Source organism: Gallibacterium anatis DSM 16844 = F 149 (assembly GCF_000379785.1).
GTDB lineage: Bacteria > Pseudomonadota > Gammaproteobacteria > Enterobacterales > Pasteurellaceae > Gallibacterium > Gallibacterium anatis.
Genome location: NZ_KB903696.1, coordinates 1 through 26,319, shown reverse-complemented (window position 1 = coordinate 26,319; position 26,319 = coordinate 1). Strand labels below are relative to the sequence as shown.

25 protein-coding genes and 1 pseudogene are annotated in these 26,319 nt (G+C 42.6%); 19 read left to right on the top strand and 7 right to left on the bottom strand.

Features of this window, described 5'->3' with window-relative positions; all coding sequences use genetic code 11:
- Positions 1 to 249 precede the first annotated feature (249 nt).
- From A3EO_RS0106275 to srmB, 3 genes are all read right to left on the bottom strand, one after another.
- A complete protein-coding gene (locus A3EO_RS0106275; protein WP_018346451.1) occupies positions 250 to 1,392 on the bottom strand; it encodes an N-acetylneuraminate epimerase in 1,143 nt (380 codons plus the stop codon).
- A 205-nt stretch (positions 1,393 to 1,597) separates the two neighbouring features.
- Complete coding sequence (gene glmU, locus A3EO_RS0106270; RefSeq protein WP_018346450.1) at positions 1,598 to 2,986, bottom strand: bifunctional UDP-N-acetylglucosamine diphosphorylase/glucosamine-1-phosphate N-acetyltransferase GlmU; 1,389 nt, start codon at positions 2,984 to 2,986, stop codon at positions 1,598 to 1,600.
- A 9-nt stretch (positions 2,987 to 2,995) separates the two neighbouring features.
- On the bottom strand, positions 2,996 to 4,339 hold the full coding sequence (gene srmB / locus A3EO_RS0106265; protein WP_013746457.1) for an ATP-dependent RNA helicase SrmB: 1,344 nt from the start codon (positions 4,337 to 4,339) through the stop codon (positions 2,996 to 2,998).
- 91 nt (positions 4,340 to 4,430) lie between these two features.
- Between srmB and A3EO_RS0106260 the strand changes: the two genes are divergently transcribed.
- The 6 genes from A3EO_RS0106260 (at position 4,431) to A3EO_RS0106235 (ending at position 12,599) form a co-directional block, all read left to right on the top strand.
- Complete coding sequence (locus A3EO_RS0106260) at positions 4,431 to 5,162, top strand: tRNA1(Val) (adenine(37)-N6)-methyltransferase (protein WP_026211028.1); 732 nt, start codon at positions 4,431 to 4,433, stop codon at positions 5,160 to 5,162.
- A 176-nt stretch (positions 5,163 to 5,338) separates the two neighbouring features.
- Positions 5,339 to 6,175 (top strand): efflux RND transporter periplasmic adaptor subunit, encoded by an 837-nt coding sequence (locus A3EO_RS0106255; RefSeq protein WP_013746455.1) that lies wholly within the window; start codon positions 5,339 to 5,341, stop codon positions 6,173 to 6,175.
- Entirely contained in the window at positions 6,175 to 7,896 is a 1,722-nt protein-coding gene (locus A3EO_RS0106250) for an ATP-binding cassette domain-containing protein (RefSeq protein WP_018346448.1), read from the top strand. Before A3EO_RS0106255 ends, A3EO_RS0106250 begins: the two co-directional genes overlap by 1 nt.
- A complete protein-coding gene (locus tag A3EO_RS0106245) occupies positions 7,893 to 8,999 on the top strand; it encodes an ABC transporter permease (RefSeq protein ID WP_018346447.1) in 1,107 nt (368 codons plus the stop codon). Before A3EO_RS0106250 ends, A3EO_RS0106245 begins: the two co-directional genes overlap by 4 nt.
- Positions 8,996 to 10,111 (top strand): ABC transporter permease, encoded by a 1,116-nt coding sequence (locus A3EO_RS0106240; RefSeq protein ID WP_018346446.1) that lies wholly within the window; start codon positions 8,996 to 8,998, stop codon positions 10,109 to 10,111. The genes A3EO_RS0106245 and A3EO_RS0106240 overlap by 4 nt, the downstream gene beginning before the upstream one ends.
- 244 nt (positions 10,112 to 10,355) lie before the next feature.
- On the top strand, positions 10,356 to 12,599 hold the full coding sequence (locus A3EO_RS0106235; RefSeq protein WP_018346445.1) for a nitric-oxide reductase large subunit: 2,244 nt from the start codon (positions 10,356 to 10,358) through the stop codon (positions 12,597 to 12,599).
- Positions 12,600 to 12,663: 64 nt separating this feature from the next.
- Here the strand turns inward: A3EO_RS0106235 and A3EO_RS0106230 are convergent, their stop codons facing one another.
- Positions 12,664 to 13,923: a D-amino acid dehydrogenase gene (locus A3EO_RS0106230; protein WP_018346444.1), complete on the bottom strand. Its 1,260-nt coding sequence runs from the start codon at positions 13,921 to 13,923 to the stop codon at positions 12,664 to 12,666.
- A 220-nt stretch (positions 13,924 to 14,143) separates the two neighbouring features.
- On the opposite strand from A3EO_RS0106230, the gene A3EO_RS0106225 reads away from it, so the two are divergent.
- The 5 genes from A3EO_RS0106225 to A3EO_RS0106205 all read left to right on the top strand — a co-directional run bounded on the left by A3EO_RS0106225 (position 14,144) and on the right by A3EO_RS0106205 (position 17,176).
- On the top strand, positions 14,144 to 14,395 hold the full coding sequence (locus A3EO_RS0106225; protein ID WP_013746449.1) for an FAD assembly factor SdhE: 252 nt from the start codon (positions 14,144 to 14,146) through the stop codon (positions 14,393 to 14,395).
- 140 nt (positions 14,396 to 14,535) lie between these two features.
- Entirely contained in the window at positions 14,536 to 15,111 is a 576-nt protein-coding gene (gene rpoE / locus A3EO_RS0106220) for an RNA polymerase sigma factor RpoE (protein ID WP_013746448.1), read from the top strand.
- Between the two features lie 21 nt (positions 15,112 to 15,132).
- Positions 15,133 to 15,696 (top strand): sigma-E factor negative regulatory protein, encoded by a 564-nt coding sequence (locus A3EO_RS0106215; RefSeq protein ID WP_018346443.1) that lies wholly within the window; start codon positions 15,133 to 15,135, stop codon positions 15,694 to 15,696.
- A 95-nt stretch (positions 15,697 to 15,791) separates the two neighbouring features.
- Positions 15,792 to 16,745, top strand: a complete 954-nt coding sequence (locus A3EO_RS0106210) for a MucB/RseB C-terminal domain-containing protein (RefSeq protein WP_018346442.1) — start codon at positions 15,792 to 15,794, stop codon at positions 16,743 to 16,745.
- Complete coding sequence (locus A3EO_RS0106205) at positions 16,742 to 17,176, top strand: SoxR reducing system RseC family protein (protein ID WP_013746445.1); 435 nt, start codon at positions 16,742 to 16,744, stop codon at positions 17,174 to 17,176. The genes A3EO_RS0106210 and A3EO_RS0106205 overlap by 4 nt, the downstream gene beginning before the upstream one ends.
- Positions 17,177 to 17,244: 68 nt before the next feature.
- On the opposite strand, the pseudogene A3EO_RS0106200 reads toward A3EO_RS0106205, so the two are convergent.
- From A3EO_RS0106200 to hslR, 3 genes and pseudogenes are all read right to left on the bottom strand, one after another.
- Positions 17,245 to 18,732: pseudogene (locus A3EO_RS0106200) on the bottom strand (aldehyde dehydrogenase family protein).
- 278 nt (positions 18,733 to 19,010) lie between these two features.
- Complete coding sequence (gene greB / locus A3EO_RS0106195) at positions 19,011 to 19,496, bottom strand: transcription elongation factor GreB (RefSeq protein ID WP_018346441.1); 486 nt, start codon at positions 19,494 to 19,496, stop codon at positions 19,011 to 19,013.
- 3 nt (positions 19,497 to 19,499) lie between these two features.
- Complete coding sequence (hslR, locus tag A3EO_RS0106190) at positions 19,500 to 19,907, bottom strand: ribosome-associated heat shock protein Hsp15 (protein ID WP_018346440.1); 408 nt, start codon at positions 19,905 to 19,907, stop codon at positions 19,500 to 19,502.
- Between the two features lie 127 nt (positions 19,908 to 20,034).
- Between hslR and nudE the strand changes: the two genes are divergently transcribed.
- The 8 genes from nudE to A3EO_RS0106150 all read left to right on the top strand — a co-directional run.
- Positions 20,035 to 20,577 carry an ADP compounds hydrolase NudE gene (nudE, locus tag A3EO_RS0106185; RefSeq protein ID WP_013746441.1) on the top strand — a complete coding sequence of 181 codons (543 nt, stop codon included), beginning with the start codon at positions 20,035 to 20,037 and terminating at the stop codon, positions 20,575 to 20,577.
- 10 nt (positions 20,578 to 20,587) lie between these two features.
- The gene (cysQ, locus tag A3EO_RS0106180; protein ID WP_018346439.1) at positions 20,588 to 21,391 is read left to right on the top strand and encodes a 3'(2'),5'-bisphosphate nucleotidase CysQ; all 804 of its coding nucleotides are present in this window, start codon (positions 20,588 to 20,590) and stop codon (positions 21,389 to 21,391) included.
- Positions 21,392 to 21,515: 124 nt separating this feature from the next.
- The gene (gene zwf, locus A3EO_RS0106175; protein WP_018346438.1) at positions 21,516 to 23,015 is read left to right on the top strand and encodes a glucose-6-phosphate dehydrogenase; all 1,500 of its coding nucleotides are present in this window, start codon (positions 21,516 to 21,518) and stop codon (positions 23,013 to 23,015) included.
- 2 nt (positions 23,016 to 23,017) lie between these two features.
- Positions 23,018 to 23,737, top strand: a complete 720-nt coding sequence (gene pgl / locus A3EO_RS0106170; RefSeq protein WP_018346437.1) for a 6-phosphogluconolactonase — start codon at positions 23,018 to 23,020, stop codon at positions 23,735 to 23,737.
- 7 nt (positions 23,738 to 23,744) lie between these two features.
- Complete coding sequence (locus A3EO_RS0106165) at positions 23,745 to 24,173, top strand: nucleotidyltransferase substrate binding protein (RefSeq protein ID WP_018346436.1); 429 nt, start codon at positions 23,745 to 23,747, stop codon at positions 24,171 to 24,173.
- Positions 24,166 to 24,480 carry a nucleotidyltransferase family protein gene (locus tag A3EO_RS0106160; protein WP_018346435.1) on the top strand — a complete coding sequence of 105 codons (315 nt, stop codon included), beginning with the start codon at positions 24,166 to 24,168 and terminating at the stop codon, positions 24,478 to 24,480. The genes A3EO_RS0106165 and A3EO_RS0106160 overlap by 8 nt, the downstream gene beginning before the upstream one ends.
- Positions 24,481 to 24,548: 68 nt before the next feature.
- On the top strand, positions 24,549 to 26,003 hold the full coding sequence (gnd, locus tag A3EO_RS0106155; RefSeq protein WP_018346434.1) for a decarboxylating NADP(+)-dependent phosphogluconate dehydrogenase: 1,455 nt from the start codon (positions 24,549 to 24,551) through the stop codon (positions 26,001 to 26,003).
- A 101-nt stretch (positions 26,004 to 26,104) separates the two neighbouring features.
- Positions 26,105 to 26,319 (top strand): helix-turn-helix domain-containing protein (locus tag A3EO_RS0106150; protein ID WP_018346433.1); only part of this gene is annotated, 215 nt, incomplete at its 3' end.

Sequence of the window (26,319 nt, the reverse complement as noted above, 5' to 3'; positions counted from 1 at the left end):
ACTTCATCACGAATGAAGTCAAAATCGATGGCTTTCGCGACTTTACGGACAAGGTGGTCTTTTGGAACGAGTTGTTCGAGACTTATCATCTCGATTTCATATTGGAGTGAGGGTGTATTTTTGAGCATAGGCATTTCCTTTTTTCGATATGCCTATTAGATCAAACCTCTAGAGGTATGTCTAGAGGTTTGTCAGCAGTCTGAGCACGGCATTTGCCGTGCTTATGTTGATTAACTCAAGAGGAGGGGGTTATTCAACGGTGAGTTTTTTGCCGTCAAAGCTTAACTCTTGAACGGAAGTTAATGCTTTACCGCCATCAGTTTCACCACCGATGAGTAATACTTTGTTACCGTAAGATACGCTGACGCCATAGCCGGCACCTGCCGGTAAGTTGCCGACCACTTTCCATTTGCCTTTATCCAAACTGTAGACTGCGGTTTGATAGGCTTTTTTCAAACCTTGGTGAGCAAAGAGTTTGCCTTCTTTGAACTGTTTGGTTGCGCCCGGGAAGTTGGCACCGCCGGTGACTAAAAGGTGTCCGTTGCTATAACCGGCATAGGCTCCGGCTAAACCATCTTGTACTGTGCCTTTTTGTGGTTCAGGCAAGTTAGGTAAATTTTTCCAATCGATAGTGCCGTGTTTGTTGAATTTACCTTGCTCTGTTTCTGCTGTTCTTAAGCCCGGTTTGATTTCACCGTTAATTACAGTGAGCACATCACCGTTTACGGTAACCGCCGCACCGGCACGTCCTGAGAATGGAAGTTGTCCTTCATTACGCCATTTATTGGTGGATGGTTGATAGCTGAAGAATGTGGTATTGAAGAAGTAATCTTGCGGACGTTGATTGAAATAGGCTGCCATTACTGCATCTTTCTTCGCCTGATCATCACCGGCTGCGGTGTAATCTTGGAAATAGCCATTGAAAATGGAAAGGTTTGAACCGCCGATAACATAAACTTTATCGCCATAATTTACACCGGTTGCACCGACTAAGCCAAGCGGTGAGCGAGTTGGTAATTTACTCCAAGTGTTGTCTTGCGGATTGTAGCTATAAGCATCATTAACAAGCTGTAATTCGCCTTTTTCATTTTTTTGTAAGCCGCCGAAAACATAGAGTTTGCCGTCAACGGCACTGACTACAGGTTGTGAACGGTCACCACCGGGGAATGCGGCGATCTCTTTCCAACCGGCTTTCGCATCTTTCAAATTAAGGGCATAAAACTTATCTGCGCCTGAACCTAACCCGACATAAACAGTGTCACCGATTAATGCGCCGCCGCCGCTTTTAATTCCGACCGGAAGATCAGGATATTGTCCGGCTTGTGCTGCAAAAGCGGCTAATGAAAGACCGGCAACGATCATTGAATGAAGAACGGTTTTTTGTAATTTCATAAGATCACCTCTGAGTTTGTGAATAGACCATTCTAAATACGACACTGAATGGGTTAAAAGATAGACTAATGATAAAACTACTCCATTATATTTGTAAATATGGAGGATGCCTTTAATTTTCAGAAGTTTGGACGAGATCACAAAAATAAAAAAATGCAGCGCTGTTTTCGCTGCATTTGGTATAAATTTTAAGCTTTAATGGTGTTTAATTATGCTTTTTCTTGGTAGGGCGTTGCCAACCTTGGATATGTTTTTGTGGCACACGCGTAATCACCAATTCATTTTCGGCAATATCTTTGGTGATGGTGGAACCGGCACCGATAGTTGCACCATCTGCGACAGAAACCGGTGCAACCAGCTGCACATCGGAACCCACGAAAACGTTATCACCGATCGTGGTTTGGAATTTATTGGCACCGTCATAGTTGCAAGTGATGACACCGGCACCAAGGTTGCAATCTTTACCGATCACGGCATCACCGACATAGGTTAAGTGGTTCACTTTGGAGCCGACACCGACAGTCGCTTTTTTGATTTCCACAAAGTTACCGACGTGAACATTATCCGCCAATACCGCACCCGGACGTAATCGGGAGAATGGCCCGACCTGAGCACCTTTTCCGATCACGGCATCTTCAAAAACGGAATAAGGTTTGATTTCCACATCATCTGCGACTTCAACATTTTTTAGCACGCAACCGGCACCGATTTTGACACGATCGCCGAGTTTAACGTTGCCTTCGATAATGACATTAATATCAATTTCGACATCTTTGCCGTGAATCAACTCGCCACGAAGATCAAAACGGTTCAGATCTGCCAACATCACGCCTTCCAATAAAAGACGTTCCGCATTTTTTTGTTGGTAATAACGCTCCAAGCGGGCTAATTGTAGACGATTGTTGACACCTTCCACTTCCATTGGATCTTGCGGATGAACAGAAACCACTTTGCAACCGTCGTGGTGCGCCATAGCGATAATATCGGTGATGTAATACTCTTTTTGTGCGTTATTATTGGTTAATTGTGATAACCATTTTTTCAGATTTTTGCCGTCACAAGCGAGCAGACCGGTGTTAATTTCTTGAATTTTTAGCTGTTCAGCGGAGGCATCTTTCTGCTCAACAATGCCGATAATATTGCCGTCCGCCTGATTATTTTCACGCAAAATACGTCCGTAACCGGTTGGATCGTCCAGTTTAACGGTTAAGAGTGCAATGCCGTTTTCCGGTTTTGCAGCAATTAATTGTTGGATGGTTTCTGCACTGATCAACGGCCCATCACCGTACAACATCACAATGGTTTCATTATCATTAAAATAAGGCGCTGCCTGTTGCATTGCGTGACCGGTGCCGAGTTGCTGCGCTTGCAAGATCCAATTTACTTTTTCATTGGCAAGACGTTGTTGCAGCAATTCTGCGCCGTGGCCATAGACTAAATGGATTTGATTGGCACCAAGTTTGGCTACGGTATCAATCACGTGTTTAACCATCGGTTTGCCGGCGATAGGGTGCAACACCTTCGGCAAATCGGAGTACATACGAGTGCCTTTACCGGCAGCTAAAATCACGACACTAAATGGAAGAGATGACATAAATTCTCCTTACTGTTCAGAATTATTTTGTTGCGCCATACGCAATGCGGTAGGAACTCGACGTTTACCGATATTTTTACTATCACGATGACGTAATTTCACTTTTTTCTTGCTGGTTTGTTCTTTGGCTTGTTGCCGTTTTTGTTTTAAATGGGCTTTCTTTTTCTTGATGACTTTTTTGATTTCATTCACTTTCGGTGCTTTTGTACGAGGCGCAAGATCTTCAATCACTCTGGCTTTCAGAATTTCACCGGTGTAACGGCAAATTTTACCAAGCAGTGGATAGTCGTGTGCTTCAACAAAAGAGATGGCACAACCTTTTTTACCGGCACGAGCAGTGCGCCCGATACGGTGCAAATAAACATCGGCATTATAAGGCAGATCGAAATTGAAAACGTGCGATATGTCGTCAATATCAATGCCGCGTGCCGCCACATTGGTTGCGACTAAAATCGTTACCACGCCATCACGCAATTTTTCAATAGCATTATTGCGTTGCGTTTGTGCCATTTCACCCTCTAAATAGGTGCTGCGAATACCACGTTTACGCAAAATTTCCGCCAATTCACGCACCTCTTCACGATGTCGCACGAACACAATACCTTTGCTGACTTTTTCGTCAACAATGACTCGTGCTAACAGTTTGATTTTGTGTTCTTTACTGTCGGCATGGTAATACCATTGCTGAATCTTTTTACGTTCACGGCGGCTCGGTTCTGCATTCACCTCAACCGGATTATCCAATAAACGTTGTGCAAAACTGTTTAACTCTTCGCCTTCAAGGGTGGCGGAGAAGAGCATTGTCTGCTTGCGCCAACGGGTTTCAGCGGCAATACGTTCAGCATCCTGACCGAAGCCCATTTGCAACATTCGATCGGCTTCATCAAAAATTAAGATTTCTACCGCACGACAATCAAAATTTTCTTCCTGAATATACTGGAGCAAACGTCCGGGGGTAGCGATGACCATATCTTGATTTTTATTGAAAATTTCGCCGTGATTTTGATAGGCGACGCCGCCGGTGATGGTGGCAATACTTAAGGAAGTAAACTGTGCTAATTGCTGTGCCTGTTCAGCAACCTGCATTGCCAATTCTCTGGTTGGTGTCAGCACTAAAACACGTGGTGCGCCCGGTTTACGGCGAGGGAAATCCAATAGATGCTGAATAGCCGGTAATAAAAAAGCGATGGTTTTTCCGGTGCCGGTCGGCGAAGATCCCAACACATCGTGCCCATCCATTGCGGCAGGGATTGCCTCAATCTGGATAGCGGTTGGACGATTCAAGCCTTTTTTGGCTAACGCTTTGAGCAGCTGTGGATCAAGATCAAATTCATCAAAATTAGAAATGGTCATAAAAATTCTCGAAAATAAAAAATCAGCCTCGAATTATAGCGAAATTTTATTAAAATATCGCTATTCAATCCCGATCAGAGCGATTTTAGCAATGGCGAAAGCAGCCTGTTTTCAATTTAAGCAATTTAAAATTTACCACGACCGCTGTGCCATGAAAGTAGGCACAGACGGGGTTTTGCTTGGCGCGTGGGCAGATGTCGCCGGTGCAAATCGGATCTTGGATTTAGGTTGCGGTACCGGATTGATTGCGTTGATGCTGGCACAAAGAAGTGCGGCGGATTGTCAAATTGTCGGCGTGGAAATTGAAGAAAATGCCTATTGTCAGGCGCTTGATAATGTAGCGATTTCACCGTGGTCGGCGCGCGTTACGATTTATCATCAATCGATGCAGCAATTTTGTCGGCAAAGCTCGCAACGTTTTGATCTTATTGTGGCAAATCCGCCCTATTTTGAAAGTGCCAGCCAGTGTCGGGATCAATCCAGAGAAACCGCGCGTTATGTTGGCGATTTATCCCATTTGGATTGGCTACTCGCTGCCGAAAATTGTTTAAGTGTAAAGGGCAAAATCCAATTTGTGTTGCCGTTTCAAGCAGGTATCTGTTTGCAACAGCAATTGTCGGCAACCTCCTCAAAACTGTGTTGTACGGAGGTTTGTCACGTCATTACCAAAGAGGGGAAAATGCCGCAGAGAATGTTATTAACCTTTGCTTTTTTAGCCAACAAAACATCACCGAAACAGAGCGAATTAACCATTTATGATCAGCAACATTGCTACCATTCGGATGTCATTCCAATGTTTAAACCTTTTTATTTGAAGTTATAAAGAACAGTTTTGTCTGTTAATCAATAGTTTCTTTAGTGATTATCCGCCATATCATTATCATTTAGCACTATTTTCTGTTTAATGTCACAGTTTCAGGACGCAGTGGATGAAGATCCTTGCCGAGAGGAGTATGATCAAACAGTAGACAATGCAACGGAATGGTAAAGGATTGTGCTATGAAAAAAAGTCTTATTTTTTTACTCCTCATTATTATCGGATTAAGCGGTTATTATCTTTTCCAACAACACCAACGACAAGCCGTGAATGAAAGCGAAATTAGGTTGTACGGCAATGTTGATATTCGTGATGTCAATCTTGGGTTTAAAGTTGCCGGTAAAGTTGAACAGCTATTGGTGGATGAAGGCGATCAAGTGAAAGCCGGTGATTTACTGGCGACATTAGAGCAAAAAACTTTTCAGGATGAGTTGACTTTAGCCAAAGCAAAATTGGCGGATGCGGAAGCTGCGTTGGTGCAAGCGGAAAAACTTTATCAACGTGTGCAAGGCTTAATCAAGAAAAATGCGGTGTCCGATGCAGATTATGATGATGTCGTGGCAGCACGTGATCGTGCCTTGGCGCAAGTGGATATTTCCAAATCATTGGTTTCGATTGCTGAAACGCGTTTGGCGGATACCAAATTGATTGCGCCGAGTGACGGCGTGGTGTTAACCCGAGTGCGAGAAAAAGGCAGCGTGGTGAATGCCGGCTTACCGATCTATTCCATTTCATTACAAAAACCGGTGTGGGTGCGTGCTTATGTGGATGAACCAAATTTGGGCAATCTTTATCAAGGGCAAAAAGTGACTGTCGTTACCGACAGCGGCGCACAATATACCGGGCAGATCGGTTTTATTTCGCCTCAAGCGGAATTCACACCAAAAAATGTGGAAAGCGAACAGTTAAGAACGGAATTGGTTTATCGTTTCAAAGTTATGGTCGAAAACAGTGATAACGGTTTACGCCAAGGTATGCCGGTGACGTTATTGATTGAAAAACAGGCTGAGGATAAATAATGTCGAAAGCAATGGTGGTTATCGATAAGGTGACCAAACATTTCAAAGGAATGGATAAACCGGCACTTGATGCTGTATCGGCACAGATTTTCCCCGGCAAAATGACCGGTTTGGTTGGGCCGGACGGTGCAGGTAAAACGACCTTAATTCGTCATATTATCGGTTTAATGCAGGCAGATGGCGGCACGATTACGGTCGATCAACTCAATGTCAATGATGACGCTGAAACCATTCATCAAATCAGCGGTTATATGCCGCAGAAATTTGGTTTATATGAAGATTTAACGGTTATCGAAAATCTGAATTTATATGCGGATTTGCGTTTAATCAGCGGTGCTTCCAGAAAAGAGAAGTTTGACAAATTGTTGGCTTTTACTGATTTGGCAGCGTTTCAACAGCGTTTAGCCGGTAAGCTTTCCGGCGGAATGAAACAAAAATTGGGCTTGGCGTGTGCATTGGTCGGCGATCCGAAACTGTTATTACTGGATGAACCAAGTGTCGGCGTTGATCCGATTTCACGGCGTGAATTGTGGAAATTGGTGCAAGCGTTAGTAGAGCAAGGAATGGCAGTATTGTGGTCAACCGCTTATTTGGATGAAGCGGAAAAATGCGATAGTGTCATTTTGCTGAATGAAGGCAAAAAATTGTATGACGGTGCGCCACAAGGCTTGTTGGAATCGGTGCGAGGCCGTGTTTTTCAAGTGAGCGATATTCCGGTGGCGGACCGGCGTTCCAGTCTAATTCATTTATTGCAGCAACCACAGGTGATGGACGGCATTATTCAAGGCAGTAATTTGCGGATTGTGTTGAAACCGGAAGCGGCAAAACCACAGTTATCGCAAGGTAAGTGGCAACCCATTAATCCCTGTTTTGAAGATGCCTTTATTAATCGTTTGGGTGGCGGTCCCGGTGGAAATTCGGCATTGGCAGCACAGATTGAAGCCAAGCAGGATGATGGTAAACCGGTGATTGATGCGAAAGGCTTAACCAAAAAATTCGGCGATTTTGTCGCGGTTAAAGATAATACCTTTTCGATTAAACGTGGTGAGATTTTTGGTTTATTAGGGCCGAACGGTGCCGGTAAATCGACCACATTTAAAATGATGTGCGGTTTGTTGCAGCCGACCGCCGGAGAGTGTTTCGTCACCGGTTTGAATTTGCGTTATGCCACTTCACAGGCACGCAGCAGAATTGGCTATATGGCACAACGTTTTTCACTGTACGGCAATTTAGATGTGTTACAAAATTTACGTTTTTTTGCCGGTTTATATGGTGTTACCGGCAAAGCACAACGTGAACGTATTGAAATGATGATCGATATTTTTGATTTTAAACCTTATTTGAAAATGAATGCCGGCGATTTGCCGTTAGGGTTTAAACAGCGGTTATCACTTGCTTGTGCTGTGATTCATCAGCCGGATATTCTGTTTTTGGATGAGCCGACTTCGGGGGTTGATCCGATTACCAGACGTGAATTTTGGCTGCATATCAATGCGATGGTGGGCAAAGGTGTTACGGTGATGGTCACCACGCATTTTATGGATGAAGCGGAGTATTGTGATCGTATCGGTTTGATTTATCACGGTGAAAATATTGCGACCGGCACACCGGATGAATTAAAGCAGCAGGCAGTGCAGCTGGCGGGCTTGCAAGCGCCGACATTGGAAGACGCTTTTATTGCATTGGTGCAGGCGAAGGATCAGGCTAAGGAGGCAATATGAAACGATTGTGGGCGTTAGTTTATAAAGAGATGTTGCAGATTATTCGCGATCCCTCTTCTATTCTGATTGCTTTTGTATTGCCTTTTATTCTGTTGTTTATTTTTGGTTACGGCATCAATTTGGACAGCAACAAAGTCAATATCGGCGTGGTGAATCAATCTTCATCACCGATGGCGACAGAATTGGTTGATGCTTTCCGTCATTCACGCTTTTTAGACAGCCGTTTTGCGGATGATCGTCGAGCTTTGTATCAAGATTTGACCGCCGGCGATATTAAAGGCATTGTGGTGATCCCGCCGCAATTTAGCCGACAATTATTACAGCAACAACCGGCACAAATTCAGGTGTTAACCGATGGTTCGCAGCCGAATACAGCGATGTTCGTTAATGGTTATACCGGCGGTGTCATTCAGAACTGGTTACAACAACAAAATAGCACTGATGAGGAGAGTGGTGGCATTGGTTTGCAGGAACGTTATCTGTTTAACCCTGAATTAAAAAGCCGTCATTTTTTATTGCCGGGTTCAATGGCGATTACAATGACATTGATTGGTACATTATTGACGGCGTTGGTGGTCGCTCGTGAATGGGAACGTGGCACGATGGAAGCAATGATGGCGACACCGGTAACCATTACTCAAATTTTATTAGGAAAATTAATCCCTTATTATATTTTGGGTATCGGTTCAATGTTGATCTGTTTTTTGGTAACAACGCTTTATTATGATGTGCCGTTTAGAGGCTCGTTGTTGGTATTGTTTATTGCGACCTCTGTTTTCCTGATTTGTGCGTTAGGGCAGGGATTGTTGATCTCTTCGCTATCAAAGGATCAGTTTGTTGCTTCACAAATCGCGATTTTATTCGCCTTTTTGCCCGCTTTTATGTTGTCCGGTTTTGTGTTTGAGATCAGTTCAATGCCGTTGCCGGTGCAGTGGCTGACCTATCTGTTCAGCGTGCGTTATTATGTAACAATTTTGCAAACGCTATTTTTAGCCGGCAATGTATGGGGGCTATTGGCACAAGCGATCTGCATAATGTTGATTATCGGCATTTTGACTTTTCTCTTTACTAAACGCAAAACACATAAAAGGATCGATGTATGATTTTCAATGGACGTATTTGGGCATTAATCATCAAAGAGTTATTGGCACTGTTTCGTGATCCGCGTAGCAGATTGGTGTTGATTGGGCCGCCATTGTTGCAACTTTTCCTTTTCTCTTATTCTGCCACATTGGAGGTGAAAAATATTTCTGTGGCGGTCTATAACCAAGATCACGACGTTTATAGCACCGAAGTGATTCAACGCATTGCAGCTTCGCCCACCTTTACCGAGTTGCAATATGTGCAGAGCGAGCAGCAGTTACAACAGCAGTTGGCAAATAAAAACGTGTTGATGGCAATCCAGTTTCCGGCAGATTTCAGTCAAAAACTGTTGTCGGGGCAGGCGGCAAATATTCAGCTGTTGTTGGATGGACGTAATTCCAATTCGGCACAAATTATTCACAATTATGTCGCGCAAATTATTCTGCAATATAATGCCGAACTGGCGCAGCAACAGGGTAAACAGGGGTTGCCGGTCGTGGTGTTGACCAGAAATTGGTTCAATGAAAATTTACAGCACTTGTGGTACACGGTGCCGGCATTGGTCGGTATTTTAGCCGGTTTGGTCGCGTTGATGGTAACTGCGCTTTCTGTTGCCAGAGAAAGAGAATTGGGTACTTTCGATCAGATTTTGGTTTCACCGTTAACGCCGGCGGAAATTCTACTCGGCAAGACCATTCCGGCGGTGATGGTCGGTTTGGCGGAAGGTCTTATTATTTTTGTATTGGTATTGACCGTTTTCAAAGTGCCGTTTGTCGGATCTTTCTGGTTGCTGTTTGCTGCCATTTTTGTCTTTATTTTAGCAATGGTTGGTGTCGGTTTATTTATTTCCGCCATTTCTAAAACACAGCAGCAAGCGATTTTGGGTACCTTTATTTTCCTTGTGCCGGCGGTGGCACTTTCCGGTTATGCTTCACCGATAGAAAATATGCCGAATTGGTTGCAATGGGTGGTGGAAATCAACCCGATTAAGCATTTCTTGATTATTGTAAACGGGCTGTTTTTGAAAGATATGTCCGCTGCATTGGTGTGGCTGAACCTTTATCCAATGTTAATTATTGCTGCTTGTACTTTAGCAGTGGCAAGTTGGTTATTTAGTCAACGATTGGAATAATTGATAGTTTTTGAAAATGGATAATTTATTTTAACGCCGTTTTTTTCTTTTTTTATCTACCTAAAAATAATCATTTTTTAATAAAAACAAATACTAACCTATAAAGTGTATTGTTTTTACATCTATTAATTCTATAATGACGCTGATCTTTTAGTTGAGTAATTTACTCAGGTATTTTTTGACTAAAAGTGAAAATTGTTTTTTCAAACTGCATTTTTTATTCAAACTTAGGGAGTAAGTGAAAATGGGTAAATATAAAAAGTTGTGGATAATGCTATTCACAATTCTTATCCTGACTTTTACGTTGCTTGGCTATATCGGCGTTGAAGTTTATCGTCAGGCACCACCGGTTCCGAGTGCCTATGTGACTCAAAACGGTGAAGTCGTGATGACGAAAGAGGATATTTTAAAAGGGCAGACCGCGTGGCAAACGACCGGTGGTATGGAATTAGGTTCTTTGTTGGGACACGGCGCTTATCAAGCACCGGACTGGACAGCGGATTGGTTACATCGTGAGTTGACAGCGTGGTTGGATATCACTTCTAAAGCGGCATTCGGCAAGCCGTATGCGGATTTGGATCAACCGACTCAAGCAGCGTTACAAGTAGCTTTGCAGGATGAATATCGTCATCAAAGTCGCGTAAAAGACAATGACACCGTTGTGCTTTCAGATGTCCGTTTACAGGCCATAAAACAGACAGCGGAATATTATGCCAAGTTATATAGCGATGATCCTTCAATGGTGAAAACTCGTGAATCTTTCGCAATGAAAGATAATACTTTACCAACTGCCGAAGCACGTCAATATTTAGCGGATTTCTTCTTCTGGACAGCGTGGGCGGCATCAACGGATCGTCCGAATGCGGAAGCAACTTATACCAATAACTGGCCGCACGAACCGTTAGTTAACAATGTGCCAACTACCGAAAATATTATGTGGTCATTAATTTCGATTGTGTTCTTGATCGCAGGAATCGGTTTCTTAGTTTGGGGCTATTCATTCTTGAGAAATCATAATGAAAAAGAACCGACCCCTCCGGCAACAGACCCCTTATTAAAATTAAATCTTACTCCTTCACAAAAAGCATTAGGTAAATATGTGTTTTTAACCTTGGCGTTGTTTGTAGTACAAGTTGCATTAGGCGGTGTGTTGGCGCACTATACTGTGGAAGGTCAAAAATTTTATGGCATTGATATTTCACAACTTTTCCCTTATTCACTTGTGCGTACCTGGCATATTCAATCCGCACTGTTCTGGATTGCAACCGGTTTCTTAACCGCAGGTCTATTCTTAGCACCGGTTATTAATGGTGGCAAAGATCCTAAATATCAGGCATTTGGCGTTAATTTCCTTTTCTTAGCGTTATTAATCGTGGTAGCGGGCTCTTATGCTGGAAATTTCTTTGCATTAAGCCATCAAATTCCCACTGAACTTAACTTCTGGTTCGGACATCAAGGCTATGAATATTTGGATTTAGGTCGTTTCTGGCAAATTCTTCTCTTTGTAGGCTTTGTGGTTTGGTTATGGCTAATGTTGCGTTGTACGTGTAATGCCTTCAAACAGGGTGGCGATAAAAACTTGCTGGCAATCTTTATCTCTTCTATTGTCGGTGTCGGGTTATTTTATGCGCCAGGGTTATTCTACGGTGAACATTCCAGCGTTACTGTAATGGAATATTGGCGCTGGTGGGTGGTTCACCTTTGGGTAGAAGGCTTCTTTGAAGTATTTGCTACCTGTGCGTTAGCCTTTATTTTCTATAATTTAGGTTTGGTGAGTTACCGCAGTGCGACTGTCGCTTCATTGGTGGCAGGAAGTTTATTCTTGCTCGGTGGTGTACCGGGAACCGCACACCATTTATATTTCTCCGGAACGACAACACCGGCATTAGCCGCTGGTGCGGTATTCTCCGCATTGGAAGTGGTGCCATTGGTATTGCTCGGTCGAGAAGCTTATGAACACTGGTCATATCAGCACGCCACACCTTGGATGCAACGTTTACGTTGGCCATTAATGTGTTTCGTGGCAGTTGCATTCTGGAATATGTTGGGTGCAGGTGTATTCGGCTTCTTGATTAATCCACCGATCTCACTTTTCTATTTACAAGGACTGAATACTACCGCTGTCCACGCACACGCAGCATTATTCGGGGTTTACGGTTTCTTAGCATTAGGTTTCGTTCTATTGGTTGCCCGTTACTTAAAACCGGATTTCCAATTCAACGAAAAAGTGATGAGAACCGGTTTCTGGGCAATGAATCTTGGTTTAGTATTGATGATTGCCATCAGCTTATTGCCAATCGGCTTATTCCAAGTTTCGGCGAGTATCAGCGAAGGTTTATGGTATGCACGTAGCGAAGGTTTCTTACAACAAGATTTCCTACAAACATTGCGTTGGTTACGTACTATCGGGGATATTATTTTAATCTTCGGTGCAGTGTTGTTTGCTTATCAGGTGACTAAATTAACCTTTAGCCGCCGTAATTCATAATGATTTGATGCACTACTTTTTCATTTTAAGGATTGGCAGATCGTAATTTGCCAATCCTTTTTTGTTATCTTTTTTGATAGCGAGAAAGCGCAAAGCCTTCCGTGTCGATTTCAGGTTTCTCACCACTGATCAAATCGGCAAGATATTTTGCAGAACCGCAGCCCATTGTCCAACCGAAAGTACCGTGACCGGAATTTAGCCATAAATTTGGAAAACGAGTTTCACCGACAATTGGCGTGCCGTCCGGCGTAGTCGGTCTTAATCCTGTCCAGAAAGTGGCTTGGTTTAAATCGGCAGCTTCAGGGTATAAATGATTAAAGACTTGATTGAGTGTCTCACGATATTTCTGTTTCAGGCTGAGATCAAAGCCGTTCAGCATTGCCATACCGCCCATACGGATGCGATTGTCAAAACGGGTCACAGCAACTTTAAAACTGTCATCCAATACAGTAGAGCGTGGTGCTTTCTCGGCATTTTTAATAGGTATCGTCAATGAAAATCCCTTTAATGGATAGATGGGAACATCAATACCGATCGGTTTTAATAATTCTGGGCAGTAAGAACCCAGTGATACAACATAGGCATCCGCGGTTTCCAATTCGTTATTTATCCATACTCCTTTGATTTGATCATTCTGATATTCAAAACCATTCACTTGTTGATTAAACCGGAAGTTGACGCCGAGATGTGTAGCAATGTCAGTGAGATTTTGGCAAAAGAGATAACAATCGCCGGTTTCGTCATTAGGCAACCTGACTGCACCGACGAATTCGTGAATATTGTCACTTAATCCCGGTTCATAGGTCAAAATGCCCTGTTTATCGAGGATTTGATATGGAATGCCCATTTTTTCTAGCATTTTTGTATCTTTAGCAGTGGCATCAAACTGTTTTTGTGAGCGGAATAGTTGAATTGTTCCCAGTTGGCGCTGTTCATATTGAATATTGGTTTCCTGTCGTAATTGTTGGAAACAATGGCGACTATATTCAGACATTCTTGTCATCCGTTCTTTATTGATGAGATAACTTTGCAAGTTACAATTCTGCAACAAATTCCACATCCATCGATATTGCTGCGGATCTAAAGTAGGCTTAATCACGAGCGGAGAATGTTTTTGCAACATCCATTTTATGGCTTTTAACGGAATTCCCGGTGCTGCCCAAGGGGAAGAGTAACCCGGTGTGATTTGCCCGGCATTGGCGAAACTGGTGTCCATTGCAGCTTTATCCTGACGGTCGATAACTGTGACTTGAAACCCTCGTTTTGCTAAATAATAGGCGGTTGTGGTGCCGATAATACCGCTGCCCAATACATAAATATGCATAGTTTGTTCCTTTTGCCGCTGATCTGAAACAGCAGTGTATCGAATATATAAAAAATAGACAATTTTTTTAAAAAGATGTTAAAAGTAGGGTGGTTCGGCATTGATTAAAAAATAGGATTGTTTGCAAAAATCATAATTCTCTACTAATTCTTCTTCGTTATTCTTGATAAAAATTGATAAGATACAGCTTTGATGATTAACATAATTAAAGAAGCATAAGATGAAACAATACAATAAATTAAGGATTGAATGGGATTGTCGCCGTGGAATGTTGGAACTGGATAAAATGATAATGCCGTTTTATAAAAATGAGTTTGATCATTTATCCGATGAACAGAAAGACACTTTTCTGGAATTGCTTACCTTTACTGACCCGCAGTTATTCCGTTGGTTAATGAACCAAGAAAAAGCACCTACCGATAAATTGCAACAGATGGTGAACTTGATAAAAGTGAAATTGGCCGCATCTTGAGAAATTCTAAAAACTTTTTGTTTAAATTTTTGAACTTTTATTAAATTTTGAACTCTAACAGTTCGATGCATTGCTTGCTGTAACTTACAGACCGTTTTGGGAAGCTGTTAGATGAAGATAAAAATGGAGATTTCACTTAGATGGGTGAACAACTAACAGATCAAATTTTGGTGGAAAGAGCGCAGCAAGGCGATAAAAAAGCATTTAATTTGTTGGTTGCACGTTATCAGAATAAAGTCGCAGGGTTATTGACCCGTTACGTATCAGCCAATGATATTCCGGATGTTGCTCAAGAAACGTTTATTAAAGCATATCGTTCTTTGGATACATTCCGTGGTGAGAGTGCTTTTTATACGTGGCTTTATCGTATCGCCGTGAATACAGCGAAAAATTACTTGATGACACAAGGGCGTCGTCCACCGACGGAAGATGTTTTGGCGGAAGATGCGGAAAGTTTTGATGTCGGAACAAAGTTACGTAATATCGATACACCGGAGCATTTGATTTTATCCGATGAATTGAAAGAGATTGTGTTTAAAACCATCAATGAATTGCCGGATGAGTTAAAAACCGCAATCACGTTACGGGAACTTGAAGGAATGAGTTACGAAGAGATCGCAGATGTGATGGATTGTCCGGTCGGTACAGTGCGTTCTCGAATTTTTAGAGCAAGAGAATTTATTGAAAATCAATTAGCACCGTTGGTGAAACATTAATTGAATGGAAAGGCGGAAATTATGCAAAATAGAGAACAACTTTCAGCTTATATGGATGGTGAAGACGTAGAACGCGGCTTTGTCGAAAGTCTTTGTCAAGATAAAGCGTTACAACAGACGTGGTCAACCTTGCATATTGCACGTTCAGTGATGCGCAATGAAAGTGAAGTCATCCTTGATGTCTCTTTTACAGAAAAAATGGCAGCATTGATTGAAGCAGAGCCAACCGTTCAGTTGCAAGAACAGCCGAAACCGGAAACTGTGGCAGTGCCGAAAGTTTCTTTCTGGGCTAAAGCAAAAAAATATGTTATGCCTGTTGTGCAAACCGCAGTGGCGGCAAGCGTTTGTTTAATTGCTGTGTTTAGCATCCAGAATTTGAATAAAGGTTCTGAAACAGAAACTACTGTTTCTCCGGCGTTACAAACTTTGCCGTTTACACAATCGGTTCAAGAAGTTAGCTATAATGTTTCACATAAAAATGTGCCGAGCAAAGAACAGTTGGAACAGCAAAATAAACGTTTAAATGAAATTCTGCAGAATTACCAATTACAACGTCGTTTATATTCTGACTTAAAATCTGAATAAAAATTTCCGAAATTTCCTGACATCACCACCGTTTTGGTGGTGATGTTGTTTTATAATAGGCATCTTGATTTACGCCATAGGCACAGGTTTATTATATGTTTAAGAAGTTATTCCTCACCTCAGTATTCTGGATTGCTAACAGCCTCCCTACTGCATATGCTGCCTCACCGGTTGATCAAATTATTGCTGATCTGAACCAAATGAAAACCGCATTTCAGCAGCAAAATTACACAATGTTGTTTACTTATGGTGAGGATAATCTTCATTTTTCATTGAACTATCGACACGCATATGCCGACCATAAACATTATGCACAGCTGCTTTATTTAGATGGACCTAGAACAGAAATTTGGCAGCGTGATAATACAATCAGTTATTTTTCTGCTAATTATGCGCCGTTTAGTATTCGCAGTGATAAAATTATTGACTCATTGCCGAACATTGTTTATAGCGATTTCAAGCAGTTAGCGCAGTATTACGATTTTGTGCCGTTGGGCAAAGACAGAATCGCCAATCGTATTGCCAATGTGATTAAACTAATGCCGAAAGATGAATTTCGCTATGCTTATACGGTCTGGATTGATGAACAAAACAGCCTGCCATTGCGAGGAGAAATTGTTGATCGTAGCGGCAATGCGTTATCGCAGTTCAAAGTGATTGATCTTTCTCTGTTGGAAGATACAACAAGTTTAACCGAACCGGCGGATAAAATGATTCAGCCGCCGGCAATTACCATATATAGCCCGAATACCACTGACTATAACTGGAAACCGTCGTGGTTGCCGAAAGGTTTTAAATTGGTGAAATTTCACTCTGATGGGTTATCGCCATCGATCCAAACACAGCTTTATAGTGACGGTTTATTCTCTTTCTCGCTCTATCTATTGGAACAGAAAGATATGCCGATTAATGAATCGTGGCGACAAGGCGTAGAAACGCTTTATACCGAAGTGGTCAATGGTAAAACTGTGGTGTTGGTCGGCGAAATTCCATTAACAACGGCACGTCGAATTGTGCAGGACATTGAGTTTAAACAGGATAACAAATGATTACAGAAAAAGCGGTGGTAATAGCTTATCAAGCAGGCGAAGTAACGGTTGAGTGCCAAGCAAATCAAGCGTGCGGCGGTTGTGCTTCCAAAGCAAGTTGCGGGACAGCGGCGCTGAGTGAATTAACCGGAAAATCAAGCCGTTATTTGTTTACTTTCCCTTGTTCCAGACCGATGAGAATCGGGGAAACGGTGGAAATCGGGCTGCCGGAACAATCCTTACTGAAATTAGCGTTTATTGCCTATACCATCCCTTTATTTGTGTTAATTTTCAGTGTGTTATTGGGAAATTATCTGTTTGTCGAAGAGTGGCAGAATATCGTGTTTACATCCGTGATGACTGCACTGGCATTTGTGATCGTAAAATTATTGAACCGCCATTTGCAACGACAGAAAAAATACCAACCGATTTTAATTGAGCGGATTATCTAACGTAGTTGTTGAAAAATACCAAACAAAAAACGCTGTTCACTTAAATTGAACAGCGTTTTGTTATTTAGCTATTTACTAACATCATAGAAACCACTAGGTGTTTCAGCGAGATTAATCAAAATATTTTTCTTTTGACTATAGTGATCAAGCATCATCTTGTGGGTTTCACGACCGATACCGGATTGTTTATAACCGCCGAACGGTGCGCCGGCAGGAATCGCATTATAGGTGTTGACCCACATTCTACCGGTTTCGATTGAACGGGCAACACGGATAGCACGGTTAATATCACGTGTCCAAACACCTCCACCAAGGCCGTAAATACTGTCGTTTGCCATTTTGATGACTTCGGCTTCGTCGTGGAATTTAATCACTACGGCAACCGGTCCGAAGATCTCTTCTTGTGCTACGCACATATCGTTTTTAACATCGACAATCAAGGTCGGACGGATAAAGCAGCCTTTTCCGAGTTCACCTTCAGTGATACGTTCGCCACCAGCTAACACACGCGCACCTTCTTTCTTAGCAATATCAACATATTGAAGAATTTTCTTCACTTGGCTTTCATAGATTTGGGCGCCCATTTGGGTATCTTCTTTCCAAGGTAAGCCAACTTTCACTTTATTGAAGTGTTCTGCCAATTCAGTGATGAATTTATCGTAAATGGAATCTTGCACGAAGATACGAGAACCAGCGCAGCAAACTTGTCCTTGATTGAAGAGAATACCGAGCATTGCGCCATCCATTGCCATATCCCATTTTGCATCTTCAAAGAAGATATTGGCTGATTTACCTCCCAATTCCAAAGTTGCCGGAATTAAACGAGAAGATGCTGCTTTGTAAACGTTAAGACCGACTTCAGTTGAACCGGTGAATGCTAATTTACTGAAACCGGAGTGATCTAAGATATATTGACCAGATTTAGAACCTTTACCGGTAATAATATTGACAACGCCCGGCGGTAAAATATCAGCCAAAATATTACCGAGTTCCAATAAGCTTAATGAAGTGTGGCTGGATGGTTTAATCACAACGGTACAGCCGGCGGCAAGTGCCGGTGCGAGTTTTCACGCCGCCATTAGGAACGGGAAGTTCCAAGGAATAACCTGACCGACAACGCCGATCGGTTCATTCAAAATTAAAGAGAGAGTATTTTTATCAAGGATAGTGGCGGAACCTTCTTCGGTGCGGATAACGCCGGCGAAATAACGGAAGTGATCGATTGCAAACGGAATGTCAATGTTGCTGGTTTCACGAATCGGTTTACCGTTGTCGTAGGTTTCCACCATCGCAAAATGTTCTTTTTTGGCTTCCAACGCGTCGGCGATTTTTAATAAATAATCGGCACGTTCTGCAGGGGTGGTCTGTTTCCAAGTTTCGAATGCTTTAGTCGCCGCAGTTACTGCCGCATCAACATCCTCTTTGGTGGCTTCCGCACAGTGTGCCAACAATTCACCGTTAGCCGGATTATATGCCGGATAGGTTGCACCGTCTGATGCCGGATGCCATTCATTGTTAATTAACAAACCATAATTTTGTTTTAAAGTTACGCTCATAAATATAAGCCTCCTTTCTATAGCTCTCTCTGAAAGAGAACGGATCAATATTTACCGGAAACCGGTAAACGCCTCCTGACGGGTCTTACTGCTGCCTATTTACAGCATCGCACAAGACAACAGCAATCTCGCCTTGAAATGCCGTCATTGAGAACATCGGAGTATATCTCTGTTAGCCCTGTCATTATAAACAGAGATGTATGTAAAATGTCAATTTTTGATTAAAAAGTTGGAAAGAAAAAATTGAGAAGAACATAAAGGAAGAGAAAGCGGAAAAATCAGATTCCGCTTTTGTCATACCAAATTTTATTGACATAGAAAACGATTTTTCCGGACGGGGTATCGACTTTCACTTCATCATCGATGCTTTTGCCGATTAAGGCGCGCGCTACCGGAGAATCAATCGAGATCCAGTTTTTTGCCGGATTAAACTCATCACAACCAACAATGCGGTATTGTTTTAAATCGCCGTTTTCGGTTTCCAGCTCCACCCACGCACCGAAAAAGATTTTTCCCTCTTGGCGTGGATGGTAATCGACAATTTGCAACACTTCCAAACGTTTAGTGAGAAAACGGACGCGGCGATCAATTTCTCTTAAACAGCGTTTACCGTAAATATATTCCGCATTTTCACTGCGATCGCCCAATGCTGCCGCATCAGAAACCGCCTGGGTTACTTGCGGACGTTCCACTTTCCATAAATATTTCAACTCTTGATCCAGCGTATTCCAGCCGGCACGGGTAATATAGTTTGATTTTGCCATAAGTTATTGTTGATATTTGAATTTTAATAAATCACGACGCTCTTTTTTGTTTGGACGGCGTTCCGGATTCGGCATTGATAAGGCATTTGCTTTTCTTGCCCACGCCAACTGTTCCCGTTTTTTAATGCTCTCTTCCGTTTCTTGATAAAGTTGTTGTGCCAGTGGAGCAGCCTTGCGTAGATTGGAAAGTGCCAACACCTGCACCTCTTTTTCATCATTGCCCTGACGTAATTTGATCATTGCGCCGATTTCCACCTCTTTACTTGGTTTAGTACGTTGCCCGTTGTAATGCACTTTGCCGCCGTCAACCATTTCACGTGCTAAAGTGCGAGTCTTATAAAAACGTGCCGCCCACAGCCATTTGTCAAGGCGATAACTTTCCTGTTCCTGTTGATGTTTATCTTTTGCCATAATCAATAAAAATTAGTTGTCTAAGCGTTCGAATAATTTGGTTAAGTATGGTATCGTTACTGTCGTTTTTTGTAAAACAAAGCACAGTAATTATGACAACAAAAAAGGTGCGGAGGTGAATTTTTTTATGAAAAAACCGGAAATTTTAGCCATTAATACAGCCGCTAAATCGCGACTTTTCGAAATTCAAGCAGTCGATTTACGTTTTTCCAATGGTGAATTGCGAACTTATGAGCGCTTTAAACCCTCGACACGCAGCGCAGTAATGATTTTGGCAATCGATGAGCAGCAAAATCTATTATTAACTTATGAATATGCGGTCGGAACGGAGCAGTATGAACTTGGATTTCCGAAAGGGTTGATGGAACTTGGTGAAACACCGCAACAGAGCGCAAACCGTGAACTGCAGGAAGAGATTGGTTTTAAGGCGGAACGTTTAACGTTATTACGCACCTTAATCTCATCGCCCGGTTATATGAATAATCCAATGCATATTTTATTGGCGGAGTCATTATCACCAAGCAAATTAGAAGGCGATGAACCGGAGCCGTTGCAACTGGTGCGTTATCCTTTGGCGGATATTGATCAATTAATTGAAGATCCGAATTTTAATGAAGCAAGAAATTTAGCGGCACTGTTCTTGCTGAAAAAATATCTGGCACAACGTTAATGAGGTTGAGATGAAAACATTAACCACTTTGTTGGAACAGGCATTAACCATTGCCTATCAGGCAGGCGAACAGCTGACAGCATTTTATCATCAGAATGTCCATATCAAAATTAAAGCCGATCAAACGCCGGTAACGGAGGCGGATATTGCGGTAAGTCGGTTTTTAGTCAAGGCGTTAAGTGAATTAGATCCGACCATTCCGGTGTTATCGGAAGAAAATTGCGCCATTCCGTTAGCGGAACGCCAACAATGGCAGCGTTATTGGTTGATTGACCCGTTAGACGGCACGCAACAGTTTATCGATCGTACCGATCAATTTTCCGTATTAATTGCGTTGGTAGAAAATCATCAGCCGGTTATCGGCATTATTCACGCACCGGTGTTGGCACAGACCTTTTATGCGGCAAAAGGCAAAGGCGCATTTTTCGTGGAAAACGGGCAAAAAACACGCTTATTGCATCAAAAGCCGTTTGATCAACAGCAGCCGATTAAGATTGCAGTCGGCAGAAGTGCAAATCAACAAAAAATGTTAGCGGCATTAAATCCGGCGTTTCAATATCAATTTATCACTTACGGTTCCAGCGGTTTGAAAAGCACGTTGGTAGCACGCCAACAGTGTGATTGCTATCTTCGCTTTGGCGACACCGGCGAATGGGATACCGCCGCCGCACAGGTGATTTTGCAAGAGAGCGGTGGCGATATTTTCACAATAGATCATCAACCGTTGAGTTATAACCGGCGAGAAACCTTTGTCAATCCGCATTTTATCGCGGTGGGAAACCGTCATTGGGATTGGCATAAGATCCTGTTGTAATCGGAGTTATCGCTACTTTAGGTAAAACCGATTAGCGTTGTTTCAATTCTCGGCGGTAGAATGGTGCCATTTAGCGGAGGGCGACCTCTTTCACAGCAGAAAATAAGTTGTAGGAATAAAAAGTATGCGAAAACCAGATAATAATACCATTGTCATTTTTGGGGCTTCCGGAGATTTAACTCACCGTAAATTAATCCCCGCGTTATACCAACTCTTTGAAAATGAACAGCTTTCTGAAGATTTTGCCATTTTAGGCGTTAGTCGTACCGAATTCAGCGATCAGGCATTTCGTGATAAATTGCGCCAAAGTTTGATTGACAATGAAAAAGTGAACGAAGGCATTTTAGAAGTCTTTTTACAACACATCTATTATCAAGCGATTGATACTAAAAATGTTGATGATTATGCCAAAATTAAAACCCGTTTAGACGACATCAATGCACGCCATCATTGTCAAGATAATGTGCTTTATTACCTTTCCACCCCGCCGAGTTTATATGGCGTGATTCCGGCGTGTTTGGCGGCACACGGCTTGAATAACGAAGCCAAAGGCTGGAAACGCTTAATTGTGGAAAAACCGTTCGGTTATGATCTGAATTCTTCTATCGAATTGGATGACAAAATTCACCAATCTTTTGCAGAACATCAAATTTATCGTATTGACCACTATTTAGGCAAAGAGACCGTCCAGAATTTATTAGTATTGCGTTTTTCCAACGGTTTGTTTGAGCCGCTTTGGAACAGAAATTATATCGATTATGTTGAAATCACCGGTGCGGAAGCATTGGGCGTGGAAGAACGTGGAGGTTATTATGACGGTTCGGGCGCAATGCGTGATATGTTCCAAAATCACTTATTGCAAGTGTTGTCATTGGTGGCAATGGAAAGTCCGGCGGTGATTAATGCAAAATCAATGCGTGATGAAGTGGTCAAAGTGTTGCAGAGTTTACACCCATTAACAGCGGAAACCATCGAAGAAAATTTAGTGCTTGGTCAATATACCCGTTCAAAAGTGCGTGGCATTGAATTGCCGGGCTATCGTGAAGAGAAAGGCGTTGATCCGCAATCTCGCACTGAAACTTACGTGGCATTGCGTTTGAACATTGATAACTGGCGCTGGAGCGGCGTGCCGTTCTATGTGCGCAGCGGTAAGAGAATGCCGACACGTGTTACTGAAATTGTCATTCACTTCAAGAAAACACCACATCCGGTATTCAATATGAATGCGCCGGAAAATAAATTAATTATCCGTATTCAACCGGATGAAGGCATTGTGATGAGCTTCGGTTTAAAACAGCCGGGTTCCGGCTTCAAGGCGAAAGAAGTGGCGATGGATTTCCATTATGACTCGATTGCGGAAGGGCATTTATTCTCCGCTTATGAACGCTTATTGTTGGATGCATTGAACGGCGATGCAACCCTGTTTACGCGTAGCGATGCGGTGCAGGCAGCGTGGAAATTTGTACAACCGATCTTGGACTACAAAGCAGGCAACCCGAAAATTCACGGTTATGCCTGTGGAACGTGGGGCCCTGATGCGGCGGATAAATTAATGAGTCGTAGCAATCGTGAATGGCGTTTCCCGTGTAAAAATTTAACCGATACCAATTATTGTGAGTTATAAAAATGGATTATCAAATTTTCCCGACTGCGCAAGCGGCAGTCGAACAGATTGCTCAAGAATTTAAACGTTACAGCAAATTAGGCAGAGCGGTGCATATCTCGCTTTCCGGCGGCAGTACGCCGAAATTGCTGTTTCAAACATTGGCAAAAGCACCTTATAAGAAAGGCATTCAATGGCAGAATCTGCATTTTTGGTGGGGCGATGATCGAATGGTTGAACCGAGTAATGTCGAGAGCAATTACGGCGAGGTGCAACGTTTGTTGTTCAATCATATTGCCATTCCGGCTGCAAATATTCACCGTATTTACGGAGAATTACCGCCACAACAAGCGTTGGAAAGATTTAAGTGCGATTTACAACAGGTTGAAGATAAACAAAATGGAATGCCGGTATTTGATTGGATTATTTTAGGAATGGGCACGGACGGACACACCGCTTCGCTGTTTCCGAAAGAAACCGATTTCGATGATCCGCATTGGGCAATCATTGCACGCCATCCGCAAAGCGGACAGTATCGTATTTCCAAAACGGCAGCTTTAATTGAGAATGCTAAACGGGTGACCTATTTGGTGACCGGTGCGGCTAAAGCAGAAATCTTAAAAGAGATCGACACCACACCGGCGGAAGATCTGCCTTATCCGGCAGCCAGAATTAAAGCAAAGTACGGCATAACGGAATGGTATTTAGATCAGGATGCGGCACAGTTGTTGTCTAAAAAATAGGTAAAATATGGAACGGCTTGATCTTTCGGCATTAGAGAATGCATTTACTTCTTTAGCATTAACCATCGCAAAATTGGCGGATAAACAGTGGTTTACACAGCAGGATGCGATTGTTCAGGATACCTTAATTGCCGGTGCGATTCAGAAATTTGAATTTGTCTATGAACTCAGTATCAAAATGATGAAGCGCCAGTTGAAATTGCTTGCCGCTGTGCCGGAAGAGATTGATAGCAGCGATTTCCGAGATATTTTGCGTTTAAGTGCCAGAGCAGGGTTGATTGATACGGTCGAAGATTGGTTGTTATATCGCAAAATGCGCAATGTCACCTCTCATACTTATGATCAGGACAAAGCGCAGCAGATTTATCAACAAATTTTCGACTTTTTACAATCAGCACAATTTTTACTTAATCAACTGAAACAACATAATGTGTAAGCTTGACATCCAACCGCAACATCTTGAGATCGTAAAACAGATTTTACGTACTTACTTGCCGGATTACGAAGTGCGGGCGTTCGGTTCAAGAGTGAAGCAGACCGCAACCACCTTTTCTGATTTGGATTTGGCGGTAATGAGCGAAAAACCACTTTCGTTAAGGCAATTATGTGAAGTGGAACAGGCATTTAGCGACAGCGATTTGCCTTGGAAGGTGGATGTAGTGGATTGGGCGGCAACCACGACGGCGTTTCAAGCGATTATTATGCAGAAATCGATCGTGATTCAGCAGCAAAAAACAGCGTAATTTAGCGATTTATATTATTTATAAACTATTTAGGTGATCTGTTTCACCTCATTCAACAGGAGAAAAATATGAGCCAAAAAGGTGACATCGGCGTTATCGGTTTAGCGGTAATGGGGCAAAACTTAATTTTGAATATGAATGACCACGGTTTCAAAGTGGTAGCATATAACCGCACCACCTCAAAAGTGGATGAATTTTTACAAGGTGCAGCTAAAGGCACCAATATTATCGGTGCTTATTCATTGCAGGATTTAGTCGATAAACTCGAAAAACCACGCAAAGTGATGCTAATGGTGCGTGCCGGTGAAGTGGTGGATAAATTTATCGACAGCCTCGTGCCATATTTGGATCAAGGCGACATCATCATTGACGGCGGTAACTCAAATTACCCTGACACCAACCGCCGTGTTGCGGCATTAAGAGAAAAAGGTATCCGTTTTGTTGGTGCCGGTGTTTCCGGTGGTGAGGAAGGCGCAAGACGTGGTCCATCCATTATGCCGGGCGGAAACGAAGAAGCGTGGCCATATGTAAAACCGATTTTACAAGCGATTGCCGCCAAAACGCCGGCAGGCGAACCTTGCTGCGACTGGGTCGGAAAAGACGGTGCCGGTCATTTCGTTAAAATGGTTCACAACGGTATTGAATACGGCGATATGCAATTAATCTGTGAAGCATATCAATTCTTAAAAGAGGGCTTAGGTTTAAGCTATGATGAAATGCAAGCCATCTTTACAGAATGGAAAAAAACAGAATTAAACAGCTATTTGATCGATATCACTGCTGATATTCTTGGTTACAAGGACACTGACGGTCAGCCGCTAGTCGAAAAAATCCTTGATACCGCCGGACAGAAAGGAACAGGTAAATGGACAGGGATTAATGCATTGGATCTTGGCATTCCATTAACCTTAATCAGCGAAGCAGTGTTTGCACGTTGCGTCTCTTCATTCAAAGAACAGCGTTTAGCGGCAGCCAAACTCTTCGATAACAAAATTGAAGCGGTCAGCGGCGACAAAAAAGTGTGGATTGAAGCGGTGCGTCAAGCATTGTTGGCATCAAAAATCATCTCTTATGCACAAGGTTTTATGTTAATTCGTGAAGCTTCTGAAACTTTCCACTGGGATCTTAACTACGGCAACACCGCACTGTTATGGCGTGAAGGCTGCATTATCCGCAGTGCATTCTTAGGCAATATTCGCGATGCTTACGAAAATAACCCGGATCTTGTGTTCTTAGGTTCAGATCCTTATTTCAACAATATTTTGAAAGGCTGCTTGGCATCTTGGCGTAAAGTGGTGGCAAAAGCGATTGAAATCGGTTTACCAATGCCTTGTATGGCTTCTGCGCTTACTTTCTTAGACGGTTATACCAGTGCACGTTTGCCGGCAAACTTGCTACAGGCACAACGTGACTACTTCGGTGCGCACACTTACGAACGCACCGACAAACCGCGTGGCGAATTCTTCCACACTAACTGGACCGGTCACGGCGGCAACACTGCATCAACCACTTATGATGTCTAATTCACAGCACTGATTAGATTTTCAACTCAACCCTACCCTTATGATCTGCACCCCAAAAGTTGGACTTATTATCCAACAACATACAAAGGTGCAGATTTTTTATGACTAAATATAACCAAACATTTAAACAACAAGTGGTAGATTTCTACTTTCAACACGAGGAAAACCTTTCTTTAACCTGTCGTACATTTACCGTGTCTAAACGCACATTAAGGCGTTGGATTGCCCAATATCAACATTCAGGTATAAAGGGCTTAGCCGTGCTGCATACCAAACGAACCTACACCCCAGAGTTTAAATATCACGTCATACAAAC

Bases quoted from the DNA above. Each gene is read 5' to 3' on its own strand.
- A3EO_RS0106275 (WP_018346451.1), bottom strand. From the start codon at position 1,392: ATGAAATTACAAAAAACCGTTCTTCATTCAATGATCGTTGCCGGTCTT.
- glmU (WP_018346450.1), bottom strand. From the start codon at position 2,986: ATGTCATCTCTTCCATTTAGTGTCGTGATTTTAGCTGCCGGTAAAGGC.
- srmB (WP_013746457.1), bottom strand. From the start codon at position 4,339: ATGACCATTTCTAATTTTGATGAATTTGATCTTGATCCACAGCTGCTC.
- A3EO_RS0106260 (WP_026211028.1), top strand. From the start codon at position 4,431: ATGGCGAAAGCAGCCTGTTTTCAATTTAAGCAATTTAAAATTTACCAC.
- A3EO_RS0106255 (WP_013746455.1), top strand. From the start codon at position 5,339: ATGAAAAAAAGTCTTATTTTTTTACTCCTCATTATTATCGGATTAAGC.
- A3EO_RS0106250 (WP_018346448.1), top strand. From the start codon at position 6,175: ATGTCGAAAGCAATGGTGGTTATCGATAAGGTGACCAAACATTTCAAA.
- A3EO_RS0106245 (WP_018346447.1), top strand. From the start codon at position 7,893: ATGAAACGATTGTGGGCGTTAGTTTATAAAGAGATGTTGCAGATTATT.
- A3EO_RS0106240 (WP_018346446.1), top strand. From the start codon at position 8,996: ATGATTTTCAATGGACGTATTTGGGCATTAATCATCAAAGAGTTATTG.
- A3EO_RS0106235 (WP_018346445.1), top strand. From the start codon at position 10,356: ATGGGTAAATATAAAAAGTTGTGGATAATGCTATTCACAATTCTTATC.
- A3EO_RS0106230 (WP_018346444.1), bottom strand. From the start codon at position 13,923: ATGCATATTTATGTATTGGGCAGCGGTATTATCGGCACCACAACCGCC.
- A3EO_RS0106225 (WP_013746449.1), top strand. From the start codon at position 14,144: ATGAAACAATACAATAAATTAAGGATTGAATGGGATTGTCGCCGTGGA.
- rpoE (WP_013746448.1), top strand. From the start codon at position 14,536: ATGGGTGAACAACTAACAGATCAAATTTTGGTGGAAAGAGCGCAGCAA.
- A3EO_RS0106215 (WP_018346443.1), top strand. From the start codon at position 15,133: ATGCAAAATAGAGAACAACTTTCAGCTTATATGGATGGTGAAGACGTA.
- A3EO_RS0106210 (WP_018346442.1), top strand. From the start codon at position 15,792: ATGTTTAAGAAGTTATTCCTCACCTCAGTATTCTGGATTGCTAACAGC.
- A3EO_RS0106205 (WP_013746445.1), top strand. From the start codon at position 16,742: ATGATTACAGAAAAAGCGGTGGTAATAGCTTATCAAGCAGGCGAAGTA.
- greB (WP_018346441.1), bottom strand. From the start codon at position 19,496: ATGGCAAAATCAAACTATATTACCCGTGCCGGCTGGAATACGCTGGAT.
- hslR (WP_018346440.1), bottom strand. From the start codon at position 19,907: ATGGCAAAAGATAAACATCAACAGGAACAGGAAAGTTATCGCCTTGAC.
- nudE (WP_013746441.1), top strand. From the start codon at position 20,035: ATGAAAAAACCGGAAATTTTAGCCATTAATACAGCCGCTAAATCGCGA.
- cysQ (WP_018346439.1), top strand. From the start codon at position 20,588: ATGAAAACATTAACCACTTTGTTGGAACAGGCATTAACCATTGCCTAT.
- zwf (WP_018346438.1), top strand. From the start codon at position 21,516: ATGCGAAAACCAGATAATAATACCATTGTCATTTTTGGGGCTTCCGGA.
- pgl (WP_018346437.1), top strand. From the start codon at position 23,018: ATGGATTATCAAATTTTCCCGACTGCGCAAGCGGCAGTCGAACAGATT.
- A3EO_RS0106165 (WP_018346436.1), top strand. From the start codon at position 23,745: ATGGAACGGCTTGATCTTTCGGCATTAGAGAATGCATTTACTTCTTTA.
- A3EO_RS0106160 (WP_018346435.1), top strand. From the start codon at position 24,166: ATGTGTAAGCTTGACATCCAACCGCAACATCTTGAGATCGTAAAACAG.
- gnd (WP_018346434.1), top strand. From the start codon at position 24,549: ATGAGCCAAAAAGGTGACATCGGCGTTATCGGTTTAGCGGTAATGGGG.